This window comes from Flavivirga algicola (assembly GCF_012910715.1).
GTDB lineage: Bacteria > Bacteroidota > Bacteroidia > Flavobacteriales > Flavobacteriaceae > Flavivirga > Flavivirga algicola.
This window is the reverse complement of record NZ_JABBHF010000010.1, coordinates 15,836-32,473: the sequence shown is the minus strand read 5'-3', so window position 1 is coordinate 32,473 and position 16,638 is coordinate 15,836. Positions and strand designations below refer to the sequence as shown.

The following is a 16,638-nucleotide window of genomic DNA, read 5'->3' as shown; positions in this document are numbered from 1 at the left end:
TTTGTACTATTCAATTTAAAAAATAAGATAGGTACTTAAAACCAATATGGTAATAACAATGCCTACTACCTTAGCATATTTCCAAGGTGTTATATCTATTTGCTCAGTAATTTTTGGTGTGTAAACCTTTTTATTTGGGTATAGTTTACCCATTAGCAACATAAATCCGACATTGATTACAAATAAAATACCCATAATATGTAAAAAATGGGGGTACGCTTTTGCTTTTATAATACCCAACTCTTTAGCATCTGTTATCCCATTGGCAGTTGCCTCAGCCAGTGCGGCATCAACAAAATGTGGACTCAATACAAATTGACTAATCAAATACATAAGTACACCAACAGTCAACACTATTTTAGCGCCAATGGCTGGTACGTTTTTGGTAATGATTCCAACAGTTACTACGGCTAGAATAGGCACGCTTAAACTCCCTAGTGATTCTTGGATATATGAAAACAAGCCATCGGGTGCATTGGCAATAAATGGCGAAATAGTCATCGATACAATGGCTAGAAGTAACCCAAATACCTTCCCCGCTTTTACCATTTTAAGCTCGGAAGCATTTTTATCGAAATATTGACGGTATAGGTCAACCCCAAATAGCGTAGAGCTACTATTTAATAAACTATTAAATGAACTCAAAACAGCACCAAAAAGAACCGCTGCAAAGAATCCTAAAAAAGCCCCTGGCAAGACTTTACGAACCAAAGCAGGATATGCTTGATCTGCATTTCCTAAATCATTTCCGAATACATGCCATGCAATAACACCTGGCAAGACTACAATCACAGGAATGAGGAACTTGACAAAACCTGCCAATATCATACCTTTTTGACCTTCTTTTAAACTTTTAGCTCCAAAAACGCGTTGTAAAATAGATTGATTGGTACCCCAATAGTACATTTGTGCTATCATCATTCCTGTAAAAATGGTACCGAATGGAATAAAAGAATCTATCTCACCTTTGGCATTAAACTTTTCTGGATTAGCTTCCCACAACGTACTTAATCCGTTAGATACACTACCATCGCCTATTAGCATTAAGCCAAAAACAGGAATTAACAGACCACCAATTAATAAACCAATAGCATTTACCAAATCGGAAACCGCCACAGCTTTTAAACCTCCGAAAATAGCGTAAATGGAACCAATAATACCTATGGACCAAACACAGATCCATATAACTGTAGATTGCGATACACCTAAGACTTCTGGTAAATTAAACATCGTACTAAACGCCAGAGAGCCTGAATATAAAATAGTTGGCAGCAACACAATACCAAAGGCTACTAAAAACAATAGCGACAATATGGATTTTGTTTGGGCATCGAACCGTTCTTGGATAAACTCCGGAATGGTCGTTATACCAGATCGCATGTATTTAGGCAATAAATAAATGGCCGTTACTATCATTGAAATAGCTGCCAAGGTTTCCCATGCCATAACTAATACGCCTTGTGCAAAAGACTGACCGTTAAGACCTACTATTTGTTCTGCTGAAAGGTTTGTTAACAACAAGGAGCCTGCTATGGTTATATACCCTAAACTTCTACCTCCAAGATAATAACCATCGGCAGATTTTTCATCTGTTTTACGAGTGGCGTACCAAGCTATGAAAGCAACCAATAATGTAAAGCCAATAAAAGAAATGATCGACAACGTATCCATAGTCTTACTACTTGTTTAATGTTAATTGAATTAGGCCACAGGCTGGAATATTTAATTCAGATAATCCCTTTTTGAAGGCTAATTCTTCTTCATTAAGAAGATTTCCTTTGCAATTAAAGATACGGCAATTATAGTTACCTAAATCTTTACTTGTTTTAATAATAATACTTGTTGATAATTTTGCATTTAAAATATCTACGTTTTCAAAAATGTCATCAACCTGAACTATATGGTCGTCATGTAAGCCAATAATGATCTTATTATTCTTAATGACTGTTTGAATGGGATAATTAGCAAGCGGCTTATAAGGTGTAAAAAAACCCGTTGTAATAATTTCTTTGTTGATGTTCCAGTAGTTGGTATAGAACTTTATCATTTCTAAATGGTCTTTAGGAATATCTTTAAGAACTACTGAAATTTGCGGCACCCCAAATAAGGTATTGACCATTTGTAAAGCTGCTACTTCCAGGTCTTCATCATGATGCCATGTAATCATATCGGAATGTACTGCTGTATTCCCTGCCAACATCCTAATATCTGCAATTCTAATACGATTCATAGTAGCGTCGCCAGGGCAATCGAATGCACGGAACATATTACCATATTTGCGCATGGCTGGACCTGTATATTTTTGCCTGAATTCTATAAAAACATCAGGGTTTATATTTTTAAGTGTTGAGATAACATCAGTTAATAATCTATCTACTGCTGCGTTGATAGAAATGAAATCCATATTAGGATTAACTTTTGGTGTGTCGACATACAATCTGAAATCATCAATAAAATCGAGCTTAAACCCGTCTAAATTCCAATCTAATATGGCATTTTTATAGATACTTACTAAGTACTCACGAACTTCAGGATACCGCGGATCGAAAACAGGTGCCCAGCGGTGATTCTCTGTTAGAAACTTACCCTTAAAACGTTTATATGCTTCTGATTTTTTTCCACAAAAAGGCACCGAATACCAAAACCCTATTTTCATGCCTGTAGCATGAATATTTGCTACAAATTCTTTGGTTTTTGAAAGACGCTCAGGTTTCCAGTCTCCTGTAAAATCGTACCCTCTATTGCCATCGTTAGTCTGCCATCCATCATCAACTATAACAGTCTCATAACCTAAGTTATGTGCTTGTTTACATTCTTCAATTAAAACGGTCTCTTCTAAATTTTGATGAAATTGATACCAAGTTGAATAGAGTGGTGTCCATGCAATATCCGGAACAGGTGTTGGTTTTAAGTTATCAAAACCTTCCCACCATTTAGACACTCCTTTTAAAGCTTCGGAAAAATGTTTTTCGTCCTGATCAATCCTTATCTCAACATGATAATCTTTAAGCTTGGACTGCTGCTCTAAAAATAGTGTTATGTGGCAATAGAAACAATCGTCTTCTTCTCTTATCTCGGCATTAAGTTCTAACTTGTTTATAGCATTGGAACAAGCAAAAGTAAGCCGATTGTTATCGTCATGGCCAAACAAACTAATAACTGGCGCATCAATAGAAATTCTAGATTCCATATGATCCTTTTCCCAATCTGCTTGAATTCTTTTCGAGAAATCTGTGGTTGGTTTCCAAACACCTTTAACATTATGAGCAGAAATTTTCCATTTTAATGTTATTGGTTTTGGAATCTCTGGAGATGATATCGCCATCATTTTAAATCCAAATACAGATATATTTGAATATTTAGAAAGGACCGATAATTCTGTTTTGAAATTATTTAAGTCTCCTTCAATTTGGATATCCTTTTCAGAAATTATGTAATTTTTTTTCGTCATGCTACTTTTTATCTATTGGGAGAACTATTAATCTGACTTTTTTCTTTAGCTTTTTCTAAATTTTGAACATGTTTTCAATTGGTTTGGTTAAAAGTCGAGTATATTTTTATAGGGACTCGACTCTTATTCACTCAAAAACCAAACTAAAAATCAAATATCTTTTACTATTAATTATAGCCATCGTTTTGGCCAAGATTAGGATTAGAATCCCTTTCGGAATTTGGAATCCATATAAGCTCATGTTTATTGGTTTGGAACGTACCACCACTTAAAGATTTAGGATGTGCTCCATGTAGGGATGTAGGTCCTAGATAATCGTCTGCTAAATCCCATCTTACCAAGTCAAAGAAACGATGCCCTTCACCAGCTAATTCCATAGCTCGCTCATCTATAATAGCTTGACGCATATCAGCTTGATTAATGCCTGGGTTGGTATCTACTATTAAAGTTAATCCTGCACGCTCTCTAACCATATCTACATATGGTATGGCTTGAGATGTCATACCATCTTCATTTAAAGCTTCTGCTAACATTAATAAGACATCAGCATACCGAATGACTCTCCAATTGTTTCCTACATTTGTTCCCAAGAAATCGACTTGGTCTCTTGTGCCTAAATCCATTCCTGAATATTTTTTAGAAAAAATAGCCTCTACTCCAGCATCAGTGGCAAATGGAATGTCGTCAACAAAGTCTGTATTAAAATCAACGCCACCATAACCTGTTGCTCCTGGGTAATCGTATGCTAATGTTTCATTTCTACGTATAACATCACCATGATCTTCATATAAATCTTTTAACCAAGGGTTCACGACATGGCTTCTATCTGGTGATTTTGCGGGAGGTGCATAATCTATATGAAAATTACCCATGCTTCCCGTTCCTGGGATATCAGACCCCCAAACAAAAGTCTCTTGTCCTAAAAATTGCAATTCGAATACAGATTCGCTGTTATTTTCATTCGTGGTTGAGAAATTGTCTCCAAACTGAGCCCCTGGCAATAAACTGTATCTACCAATTAAGCTATTAAGAGCTGTTGTTGCGGCACCGTATTGTTTCATGTACAAATAGCTTTTTCCTTTTAAAGCTGTTGCGGCACCAGATGTTGCTCTTCCTAAATCTTCACCTGTCCAACTATCTGGGAGCATATTTTCTGCCATTTCTAAATCCGAAATTATTTGTGCCCAAATATCTGCTGTTGGCGCTTTATTAACTAAAAGATTGTCTAAATCTGGTAAATCTGTAATTAAAGGAACACTACCATAAAGGTTTACTAAATGCCAATAATCGAAAGCACGCAAGAAATAAGCTTGTCCAACTAGATTTTCTCTAGTTGTTTGGTCTTGAATACCTGCTTCAGTTGTATTAATAATAATGTTATTACATCTGGCTATAGATTTATAAAGTTCCTGCCATGGCTCGGTAGCCCAACGGTCCCCTGGGTTTCCTAAAAATGTTGACATGGCTGTGTTTGACCCAAACGGAAACACATTGAATTCATCTGAACGCAGCATCGCTCCTGTGTGTATAATTCTGCCCCAGAAAAAGGTTCCTGTAATTGGGTGGAAGGCACCATTGATGGCAGACTTCACCTGATCTACAGAAGTACCAAAGTTTGCTGTAGATGTTGCATTGTTATTTTGTTGATCCAAGATATCATCAGAACAAGCAAACAATACTAATAACGAACATGTTATTATGCCTAATAAGGACTTTATTTTTATTATTTTTTTCATAATGTATTTTTTATTGATTAAAACTTAGCCTGTAAGCCTAACATGAATGTTCTTGCATTAGGATATGCTCTTTGGTCTAGGCCTCTACCTAATAAAGGATTAACGTCTGTTCTTACACCTGGTACTCCAGAGTTAATATTTGCTCTACCACTATTTGTTGATGCTACGTCTGGATCATAACCAGAATAATCCGTTATTACAAAAACGTTTTGAATGTTGAGAGACAGCCTCACACTTTTAATCCAATCAACACCTAATGCGTTTTCTCCAAAATTATAACCAACTTCTAAGTTTTTTAATCTGAAATAAGATCCATTTTCAACAAAGAAGGAAGATGGTTCTTTATTTCCTGCTTCATCATCTACTGTTGCTCTTGGAATATTGGTATCGGTATTTGAAGGCGTCCATGAGTTAAGTACATCGGTTAACTTACCGCCATCTTGCCATAAGATATTGTAATATCTACTTAGGTTATATATTTCGTTACCAGATACGCCATTAAAATTCAGTGAGAAATCAAATTTTTTGTATTCACCCGAAAAATTTAAACCATAAGTAAAATCAGGCGTTGGATCTCCAATAATGGTTTGATCGTCTGAAGTAATTCCAGGAACACCATCAGTATCCACTCTAATAAAATCACCGGTAGCAGGGTCTACTTTATCTTCTACTACCCAACCATAAAATGCACCAACTGGCCCGTTAGCCTCAGTTCTATTTACAACACGTAAATCTTCATCTATTCCTGGTCCTAAAATAGTAGCTGGAATATCTTTAGCTTCGTTTTTAAGGTTAAAAGAGAAATTTGTACCTACACTATAGGTAAAATCTCCTTCAGATTTTTTATAAGTAAGATCAAATTCGAAACCATTATTAATAAGAGTTCCTGCATTTCTAACCACTGGTAAACTAACACCAGCTGTTGAAGGAACGCTAATAGGCACCAATGCATCTTCAACATCTTTAGAATAATAATCGGCAGAAAATGTAATAGCACTGTTTAAGAATGACATATCCACACCTATATCGAAGGTTTTGGTTGTTTCCCATACTAAATTTTGGTCTGCTAATGTTGTTTGAGCTAATCCATTAGCTACGCCTCCTCCAAAACTGGTATTGGATTGATTAGCCAGAAAAACGGCTTGAGTAGGGTAAAATACATCTGGATAAGATCCTAACTCTCCATAAGACATTCTTAGCTTGAAAAAATTAATGGTTTCAGATTTCCAAAACGCTTCATTACTAATATTCCATGCAGCAGAAACTGAGGGGAAGTACCCTTCTTGATTTTCTTTGGCGAATCTAGACGAAGCATCTCTTCTCAAGGTCCCAGAGAAAATATATTTGTCATCGTAGTTGTAATTCAACCTTCCAAAATAAGAAACTAAACCAGCCTTATTGTTTTGACCTAATAATATATTTTGATCACTTGAAGGCAAAGCAGAAACGACTTGTATGCTATTTGCGGGTGTGCCTTGTCCATATATACCACTGGCGTCTTCGGTTTCAATAAAACGTGTATAACCTAATACGGCCGATACTTTATGGACATCATTAAATGTTTTTTTATAAGATATTGTTGGCTCAAATAATAAATTAATAGCATCAATTCTTGCATCTGTAAGATCGTTTAGATCATTTACGTTTCTTACTGGATCCACAAGACTCATAAAATAAGTTGGTGTAAATTGGAACTGTTTCTGATTGGTATAATCAATACCTAAATTAACTCCAGCCGTTAAATCTTCTGTAATATGATAATCTAGCTTTAAGCTCGCAAATAGAGTTCGTGTTGTTACTAAATTGTTTTCTAATGAAGCTAAAGCAAATTGATTTACGCCTCCAGGACCGTGAATATCTGTTGACGGAGCTTCAAAACCACCTTCGTTATTAGCATTTCTTAGTGCAACGGTAGGTGCTGTAGTACCATCAAACCCATACCAGTTATTTCGTTGCAATTTAGCTTCGGTAAGACCTAATGATTGTGTTAGTTTAAATTTTCCGAATTCATGACTGCTATTAAATCGGGCATTCAATCTTTTAAAACCAGAACCTACTAAGATACCATCTTGATAAAAATAGTTGATTGAAGAATAATAAGATGATTTCTCACCTCCACCAGATAATGAAAGTCCGTAATCTTCAATAAGTCCGCTCTGAAGATTTTCTTCTTGCCAATCTGTATTCACACCGTTAAAAGAAACAGTTGTAGAACTACCATCGTTAGCAAATCGCTGATTTAGATAATCGGTATATTGCTGACCATTAATAAAATCTAATTTTTTACTTGGTGTATCGAAACCAATTCTAGAATTAAAAGTAATTTCTAAGCCTTTATTTTTTCTACCATGTTTTGTTTTAATTAAAACGACACCATTGGCTGCTCTGGAACCATAGATTGCGGCGGCGGCAGCATCTTTTAAAACAGAAATATTATCGATATCTAAGGGATTAATATAATTCATGTTATCTACAAATAATCCATCCACTATATAAAGTGGTGATGCATTACTTAAAGAGTTGATCCCTCTAATAAATACGTTACCAGTTCCTCCTGGTTGCCCTCCTGGGTTTTCAACTTGTATTCCAGTAAGTTTTCCTTGTAGCGCTGCAGTTGGATTACCTGCAACTGTGTTTGCTAAATCACCTCCTTTAACAGTTCCAACAGAACCTGTTAATTCACGCTTGTTTGATGTTCCATAACCTACAATAACTACCTCATCTAATGCTGCAGTATCTTCAATTAAGATAACATTAATTGTAGTTTCACTTCCAATTGTAACTTCTTGGGCTTTATACCCAACATAGCTAAAAACAATAATGTCTCCAGGACTCACATCATTAATGGTGAAATTTCCGTCGAAATCTGATGAAGTTCCATTCGTTGTATTTTTTACAACAATGTTAACTCCAGGAAGCGGAAATTCTCCATCTGTAACTGTTCCCGAAACAGTTGATACTTGCGCATTAGCCATAATTCCCAGAAGGGGAAAGACTAAGGCAAATAGCTGTCTTAGTACATTTTTTTTCATAAGTCAATATTTAAGTTAGTTTAATTTGTGCTACAGTATGCTACTTTGTTTATTTTATATTATGATATAGTATGCTACTTTAAAAATTACAAAGTATGATACAGTATGCTACTTTGCAAATATATAAAAAATATTGATACATTTTAAGAATATCGAAAAAAAGCACCTAAAAAACAGACAGTTATATGTGAAATCCTTTAAATTATTGCTATAATGCGTTTTTTAGAATAAATTAAAACAATATTATTTTGTAAGTAAAAGCTTCAAATAATGAATAATTTATACATTGAAACACTTTTTTAAAGTTGCAAAAGTTTCTATATTTAGACAAAAAATAATTGGTGTTACAATGAATTTCTATGAATGAGTTCAGAAGGCATTATTTTACGAGTTGGCTCTCTAAATTTTATAAAATTTGCAGATTCTAAAGCCATTTTTTTAAAATCGGTAGAAATTGTAGTGATCCCACCAAAAATTATTTCTTTAACGGCATTATCGTTATGGGCCAAAACACCTATATCTTCTCCAATGATATAGTTTTTTAACTTACTGTCTCTAAGAATTTCCCATAAATAATTATCACTGATAAAAAAATATAGATTGTTTTTGGCAACACTTCCTTTTTTATATTCTCTTTCTACCTTGGCTTTAATATTGAATTCTTGAATAAATTTATTGAACGCGTTAAAAACACCCAATGGATTATCTGTATCTTCCTTAAAGAATAGGATAAATTTTTTATATTTTTTTATCTCTGGAAGTAGTTTTTTTAATTGGTTATAAGTTGCGTCTTCAAATTCTTGAGCGATATAAGAATAGTCACCAGGCAAAGGGATATGCCTATCTATGACCAATAATTTTTCACTCGGGATATTTTTTAATAACAGCCCAGCTTCCTTTGTTTGAATAGGAGCAACAACATACATGCCATACCTTCCTGAAATTCTTGTTAGGATATCCTTAAAAACATCTATGTTGTTATGATGAAAAAAAACATTAATTATATATTTTTTTCCTAATTCCTTTCTAAAAGTGTTATAGAAGTCTTCTTGAAATGAATGAAAGGCAAAGAGTAAAAGGGCTACTCGCAATTTTGTATTTGTATTTACATCTGCAATGTAATAGCCCTTAAAATTTTTAGATTCTACAATACCTCTCCCTTTTAAATCTTCATAAGCCTTAACTATCGTTTTACGTGCAAAACCAATTTCTGCTACCATTTTGTTAATAGATGGTAAACGATCTCCTCTTTTTAACGCTTTAGATTCTATGGCATTTAATATGGCATTAACTATTTGTTCATGCTTAGTGAATGTTACAATTTCTTTTTGTTTATTTATATTTTCAAATAAAATACTCATACATGGGCTTGGTTACAGATCTTAATTTTCAAAAACCTATAAAATGTAATACATTTATTTTAAATTTTTAGAAAAGTATTAAAAATTAAAAAGAGGCTAAAATATATTGAAGCTTTTTTGATCAATTATCTCAAATACATGCTTCCTTTTTTGGTTAATTAGGAAAACTTATCTTTGGTTGATATGTAAATTAAATATAGAACAGAAAATGAATCGTATGAAATACCATTTAACAATAGTATTCTTTATTACCAATCTTGTATGTTTTTCACAAACTTTAGATTGGGAAAACCCCGAAATCATAGAAATTAATAAAGAAGATCCTCATGCTTATTTCATTTCATACAATTCTGAAGATGATGCTATTAAAGATGAACTGAACACAACACATTACCAATCCTTAAATGGAATTTGGCAATTTAATTGGAGTGAAAATGCGGATAAACGCGACAAAAAGTTTTACGAACTTAATAGTAACGATTTAAAGGAAAGAATACCAGTGCCTTCTAACTGGGAAATGTACGGGTTTGGATATCCTTTTTATGCCAATATTACCTACCCATTCCCTAAAAATAAACCTTTTGTTCCTCATGATTATAATCCTGTTGGTCAATACAAAAGAGTATTTAATATAGATGCTTCATGGGCTGATAAAGAAATTTACATTCATTTTGGAGCGGTAAAATCTGCATTTTATTTGTGGGTAAATGGTCAAAAAGTAGGTTATAGCCAAGGAAGTAAATTACCAGCAGAATTCAATATAACATCATTTATAAAACAGGGCAAAAATGAAGTAGCTGTAGAAGTTTATAAATTTACAGATGCTAATTATATAGAAGATATCGATTTTTGGCGTTTGGCAGGGATCGAAAGAGATGTGTTTCTGCACGCCAGACCAAAATTGATGATCCATGATTTTTTTGCAAAAACCACTTTAGATACATCCTTGGTTAATGGGTTATTAGATCTATCGGTTGATCTTAAGAATGTAGGATCAAGCAATACAGGAAAAGTAGCTGTTAAACTATATGATGGAGATCGTGCTATTTTTAATTCAAGTCAGGATGTTTCTTTACGAAAAGGAAAGAAAAACACCTTGGAATTCAAAACGACTATTAAAAACGTAAAACCTTGGTCTGCAGAAAATCCCAATTTATATACACTAACCATTGCTTTAAAAGATAGTAAGGATGAAATATTAGAATGCACATCACATCAATTAGGGTTTAGAACGGTAGAACTTAAAAATGGGCAATTATTAGTTAATGGCCAGCCCATTTTATTTAAGGGGGTTAACCGTCATGAACATGACCCTAAATTTGGTCATGTGATATCTAAAGACATGATGTTAAAGGATGTTCAACTCATGAAACAATTCAACATTAATGCGGTTAGAACATCTCACTATCCTGATGACCCTTATTGGTACAAACTGTGTAATCAATATGGGATATACGTGATTGACGAAGCTAATATTGAAGCGCATGGGTATGGATGGATTGTAAATGAAGTCGCAAGAGATCCCAGTTACTATGCATCGATCACAGATCGTATTCAGCGTTTGTTTTATAGAGACAAAAACAATCCATCGGTAGTAATATGGTCTATGGGTAATGAGACGGGTACAGGAAAACCGTTTATTGATAGTTACAATTGGTTGAAAGAACAGGACCATACACGTTTAGTTTCTTACGACAGAGCCGAGGTTGATCCAGATTTTGCTCATATTCGTCATACAGATATTATTGGTTATATGTATGCCCTTATCGTAAATATTGAAAAAGAACATTTACCTGCAAACCCTAATCGCCCTTTTATATGGGTAGAGTATGCCCATTCGATGGGCAATAGTACAGGAAACCTTAAAGAATTGTGGGATTTTGTAAGGAAAGAACCAAGAGTTCAAGGTGGTTTTATTTGGGATTGGGTAGACCAAGGAATTACAATAGCTAATGAAAAGGGTCAAGAATATTGGGCTTACGGGGGTGATTTCGAACCTGAGGGGAAACAACATTCTGGAGCCTTTTGCTTAAATGGTTTAATATTTCCAGATAGAACAATTCAACCGGCTCTTTGGGAAGTTAAAAAACAATATCAAAGTATTCATATGAAAATGTTGGACTCGAAAGCATTAACATTCAAAATTTTTAATGAAAACTTTTTCTCCAATTTATCTGATTTCGATTTAGTATGGGAATTGTTCGATAATGGAACTAAGACTAAGCATGGTACTTTGTTAGTAGATGGTGCGCCATTATCAAAGCAAACTATTAGCTTAAAGGAGCAAATACCTGCTATAAATCCCAACCATGAGTATTTAATAAACTTCTATTGGAAAACAAAAATGTCCAAAAATCTTTTGCCCAAAGGACATGAAATAGCGAAAGATCAATTTATTATTCAAAAGGCAGTGTTTACTCATGATGAATCAAACCCTGTTGAAAAAATAAAAGTTCTAGAATCTGACAATCAAATAGCAATTGAGAGTAATGAGGATATTGTTATTAAGTTTGACAAATCAAAAGGAAATCTATCTACATATGAAGTGAATGGCGAAAACTGGATGACTTCTCCACTTATCTTAAATACCTGGAGAGCACCAGTAGATAATGATTTGGGGGCTAAAATGCCTGAAAAATCATTTAAATGGAAGGCTATAGAATCAAAGTTGAAACTTAAAAGGGTGACATGGCAAAAGTTGGCTAATAATAAAATTATGGTGAGCATTCAAAAATCAAATCCAGATATTGCTAACTTCTTTATAAATTATACAATAGATGACAGAGGAAAAATCAAGGTTCAATATGTTTTTGAAAGAACTGGAGGCAAGGGATTGATACCTCGTATGGGCATGAATCTTAAGTTAAATAAAAGCTTAGATAATGTGAGCTATTATGGTAGAGGCCCCCATGAAAACTACCCAGATCGTAAAGAATCGGCTTTTTTAGGACTTTATGAAGCCGAAGCTAAAGATTTTTATGTCCCATACATTAGGCCACAAGAAAATGGCTATAGAACAGACACAAGATGGCTGGAGGTGAAGAATAAAGAAAAACAAGGGCTACGGTTTTCAAGTCAGCAATATCTTAACTTCAACATCAATCATTTTAATAACGACGATTTTGAGCCTACAGGTAAAAACAGACATACTACTGATATTGTACCCCGCGAACATATCAATTTAAATATTGATTACAAACAAATGGGCGTAGGCGGCGATACAAGTTGGGGGCTCTTGCCTTATCAAGCGTATCTTATATATCCTGAACCCATGAAATATACTTTTAGTATCGAGCCTATTTTAGAATAAATATTGTTAATCTGAGTTCATCATCCTAAAAAGGCAGGAATCTAAATTCAATCTTTATGGGTTCCTGCTTTCGTAAGAATGATAAAATAGATTAAAACAATATATTTCTCTTACCTAAATCAACTTTTCGTAATTCTGTTGTTAATAAACCTGATCGTTTCATTAACGGCATCAATTAAATGCATGGGCATGTTTTTTTCCGCCCAAGGGTGTGAAGCTCCAAAAACATGATTGGCGTTTTCTATAATTTTCAGTTTACTGTTTGGATTCCATTTATGAAGTTGTTTGGCTTCATCAACCAAAATATTGACATCATTATTACCATGAATGATTAAATATGGAATTTTTAAATTAGAAACAGCGCGTTTTATAGTTAATCGGTTTTCATTAGCAATAAAGTTTTCATAAAACTGATAATAATGAGGCATTTGTTGTTTTGTTCTTCCATTTAAAACGTATTTAACACCTTCTTTTTTCCAGGATTTCAAGTCACCTATAGTTGCTGTCCTCTTTCCAAAATCGCAAACACCTGCCAGGCTAATCACTTTACTAATTCGGCTGTCTTCGTCTGCTTTTATTGTAACGATGCCTCCAGCTCTGCTATGACCAATTAAATTAATGTTACTTATGTCTATGTCATTCTTTAATTCAGAATGGCTACAAATCCAATCGATTACAGATTCTAAATCATCCAGTTCTTTTGTATAATTATTATTTCCAAAAGCTTCTAAATCTGGAAAGTCTATGGGCTGTTCTACAGTCCCTCCATTATAAGAAAAATTAAATTTTATGAAGAAAAACCCAGCTTCAGCAAAGGTATTTGCCATTAAATTCCATGCGCCCCAATCTTTAAAACCTTTGTACCCGTGGCAAAATATAGCAATAGGTTTCTTTATATTATTTGAAACATAAGCAATATCCATTAAAATGGGTTTTTCATGTTTTCCTTCTATGACAATGTTCTTTTTGTTAATCATTTATGTTTCTTTTTCCGTGAATGGTATATCAGAGTTGCAGATCTCTAAAACAAGTTGTTTTAATTCTTTGTAAAAATTATCAAGAGTTTCTTGGGTAATCAACGTGTCTTTTTTAGCATATGCACCCGCCTTGTCTTTTTTAGAAAATTTTAAAAACCCTTTACCCAAGTTTTTAAATGATATGATCCCTGCTTCAACGGGTAATTGAATTTGATTCGATTTGAACATCATGTAAACATATGTGAGCACTTGAAAACTTTTACTATACTTAGAGTAATCTGTTGTCATAGATTCCCAGTCTATAATTTCTACATGACTTTGTTCTACACTTCCTGTTTTATAATCTATAATTCTAATCACTCCGTTAAATTCATCTACACGATCTACTTTTCCTGTAATAGTAACAGGAAAATCCAGTTCTGGAATTTCAATAACGACATTATTATTAGCCTCTATGGCCATTATTTTTATTTGATTACCTGCTTTCAATTCCTTTATTTCCAAATCTAAAAAGTTTGACACATAGCGTTTAGCTATTTCAAAAATTATTAAATTTTTCCCTCTAGTAACATCACCTTCTTTATATACATCTGTGAAATGACGCGTCACAGTTTTTGCAATATCTGTTTTTAGGTTTTTAATAATCTCTACCGATATTAAAGTCCCAACTAATGGTTTATAAAAGTCTTCTAGCGTATTATGAACTACAGTTCCTAGTGTATTGGCAGCCACCGTTTCCTCTACATTGGTATGCTCTTTGATTTTTAATATTTTTTGATAATAAAAATCAATAGGGTTCCTTATATAATTAGTTAACGATGATGGAGAAAACCCTTTGTGAGCTACTTCTTTTAACTCGGCTAAAATAGAATTCGTTTTTTTTACAACGTTTAATGATGTTTGGATGACTGGAACGTGAGGTGCTATAATTTGATGATTTATTTGATGTACCCCCTCTAACTCCAACTGCGCTATAAACCTACTTTTCTCGCCTCCTGTTAAAATATCGGCTTCTGTATTGTAAAGAATGTATACATTTTTAGCACGCTGTAAAAGCCTGTAAAAATGATACGTATAAACAGCATCTTTTTCTTTATAAGTCGGTAGGTTGTTTTCTATTTTAACATCGAATGGAATGAATGAATTATTGGTTTTCCCAGAAGGAAGAATGCCTTCATTTACAGATGAAATGATAACGGTTTCAAAATCCAAAACACGAGACTCCAACATTCCCATAATTTGAAGCCCTTGTAAAGGCTCTCCTTGAAAATCTAAAGTTTCCGAACTCAGTAACTCTTTAAAGACACTGTACAGTGTAGAAATGTCTTTGATATGGTGGTATTCTGTATTTAAACGAAATACCTCATTAAAAAGTTCGTTAAAACGAAACAGATATTCTAATGACAACAAATTAGAATCTTTTTCATCGTCCAAGTAGTTTTTAATACGTAATATTAATTGCGAACAGTTCTCTAAAGCTTCACGAACAGATTGACTCCAATTTGAAAACAATAAATCAATAAGGTCTTCAGAATTGTTTGCAAGCAATTTTAAGCGTTCTGCGGTTAAATAAACCAAATTATTAGCATCAATAGTCTCGATTATTTTTGTTGCGAAATCGATGCCTTCAATATTAAATAAAGGTCTTATTAATTGATGTGATATGATGTTGATTACATCTTTAAAATAAAATGTATTTGAAGGTGTTTTATGTAAATGAAATAAGGACTCAAACAAAGAGGCTATAGGAATCGATTTTAAAGGAAACCCCATGGTTACATTTAAAGCTTCAATACCTGAAGGGAGTGAATTTAATACTGGAACAAGTAGATTTTCATCGCCTAAAACAACGGCTGTATTCTGCAGTGATTGATTATCTTTTTGCAGGTTATTTAAAAGTGTACCTATATATTTTGCCTGTCCAATATTTTTTGGGATACCAAAAACAGAAATATTTTTCTCTTTTGAATAATTTGTAGTTATCCAGTTAAAAGAATTGTCTTTAAAAAAAGTCCAATTATTTTTATGCTGCCTTGTAAATAAGGCAGCATCATGCTTTTGGTTATTTATAAAAACAGCGTCTATATCCCAATAGATTTTAGCTAAGTCATTTTTAAGCAGTTCCTGTATGATGGTTTCTTCAGAGGTATTTAAAGCATTAAAACCTAAAAAAACATGTTGCCTCTCTGTATTAAACTGAATATACGATTCTAAGTTATTAACGGCTTCCCTATAAATTAACCCTTGATAGCCTATTTTTTTATTTATAAGCTGTTCTGTAAATTGAGTATAGTAATTATGAAGTTTGTTCCAAAAAGACAAATAATTTTTAACAAACTCGGTTTTGTCATTTTCTAAAGACCAGTGATTTAAATCTTGAATAGCACTTAAATAATCGAAGATGTTTTTTTGAGGTATGAGGTACCTATCTATCTCATTAAAGTCCTGAAGCAATATTTGAGCCCATTTTGAAAACGATTCGAAAGTATCTGCTTCGCTTTTTTTAGTTAATTTAATATAGGCTGTATAAAACTCAAAAAGCAGCTCTGTATTGGAGATACTTTTTAACTCCGATAAGTCCTCTACAAACTCCTCAATACTTATTATATGAGGAGAAAAAATGGTTTGTTTAGTAACTTTAGTAAGCTGATGTTTTAGAAATAACCCAGCTCTTTTACTTGGTAAAACAAAGGTTAATTCAGAAAGATTTTCATTGTTGCTCTGTAAATCTTTTAGAACATCAAAAATAAAAGTTGTCATCGAAGTTTAAT

The 16,638-nt window shown here is 33.5% G+C and carries 8 protein-coding genes; 1 reads left to right on the top strand and 7 read right to left on the bottom strand.

Going from position 1 to position 16,638, the window contains the following annotated elements; genetic code table 11:
- Nucleotides 1-15: 15 nt before the first annotated feature.
- The 5 genes from HHX25_RS16110 to HHX25_RS16090 all read right to left on the bottom strand — a co-directional run bounded on the left by HHX25_RS16110 (nt 16) and on the right by HHX25_RS16090 (nt 9,580).
- On the bottom strand, nt 16-1,671 hold the full coding sequence (locus HHX25_RS16110; protein WP_205958058.1) for a solute:sodium symporter family transporter: 1,656 nt from the start codon (nt 1,669-1,671) through the stop codon (nt 16-18).
- A gap of 7 nt (nt 1,672-1,678) precedes the next feature.
- Nucleotides 1,679-3,451, bottom strand: coding sequence for a glycoside hydrolase family 36 protein (locus HHX25_RS16105; RefSeq protein WP_169675638.1), 1,773 nt, complete (start codon nt 3,449-3,451; stop codon nt 1,679-1,681).
- Between the two features lie 167 nt (nt 3,452-3,618).
- Nucleotides 3,619-5,187 carry a RagB/SusD family nutrient uptake outer membrane protein gene (locus HHX25_RS16100; protein WP_169675636.1) on the bottom strand — a complete coding sequence of 523 codons (1,569 nt, stop codon included), beginning with the start codon at nt 5,185-5,187 and terminating at the stop codon, nt 3,619-3,621.
- Between the two features lie 17 nt (nt 5,188-5,204).
- A complete protein-coding gene (locus tag HHX25_RS16095; protein WP_169675634.1) occupies nt 5,205-8,219 on the bottom strand; it encodes a SusC/RagA family TonB-linked outer membrane protein in 3,015 nt (1,004 codons plus the stop codon).
- A 344-nt stretch (nt 8,220-8,563) separates the two neighbouring features.
- Nucleotides 8,564-9,580 (bottom strand): GntR family transcriptional regulator, encoded by a 1,017-nt coding sequence (locus tag HHX25_RS16090; protein ID WP_169675632.1) that lies wholly within the window; start codon nt 9,578-9,580, stop codon nt 8,564-8,566.
- Between the two features lie 217 nt (nt 9,581-9,797).
- Between HHX25_RS16090 and HHX25_RS16085 the strand changes: the two genes are divergently transcribed.
- On the top strand, nt 9,798-12,890 hold the full coding sequence (locus HHX25_RS16085) for a glycoside hydrolase family 2 TIM barrel-domain containing protein (RefSeq protein ID WP_169675630.1): 3,093 nt from the start codon (nt 9,798-9,800) through the stop codon (nt 12,888-12,890).
- A gap of 119 nt (nt 12,891-13,009) precedes the next feature.
- On the opposite strand, the gene HHX25_RS16080 is transcribed toward HHX25_RS16085, so the two are convergent.
- Together HHX25_RS16080 and HHX25_RS16075 are read right to left on the bottom strand one after the other, a co-directional pair.
- Nucleotides 13,010-13,867, bottom strand: coding sequence for an alpha/beta hydrolase family protein (locus tag HHX25_RS16080; RefSeq protein ID WP_169675628.1), 858 nt, complete (start codon nt 13,865-13,867; stop codon nt 13,010-13,012).
- Nucleotides 13,868-16,627, bottom strand: coding sequence for a PD-(D/E)XK nuclease family protein (locus HHX25_RS16075; protein ID WP_169675625.1), 2,760 nt, complete (start codon nt 16,625-16,627; stop codon nt 13,868-13,870).
- Between the last annotated feature and the right edge of the window lie 11 nt (nt 16,628-16,638).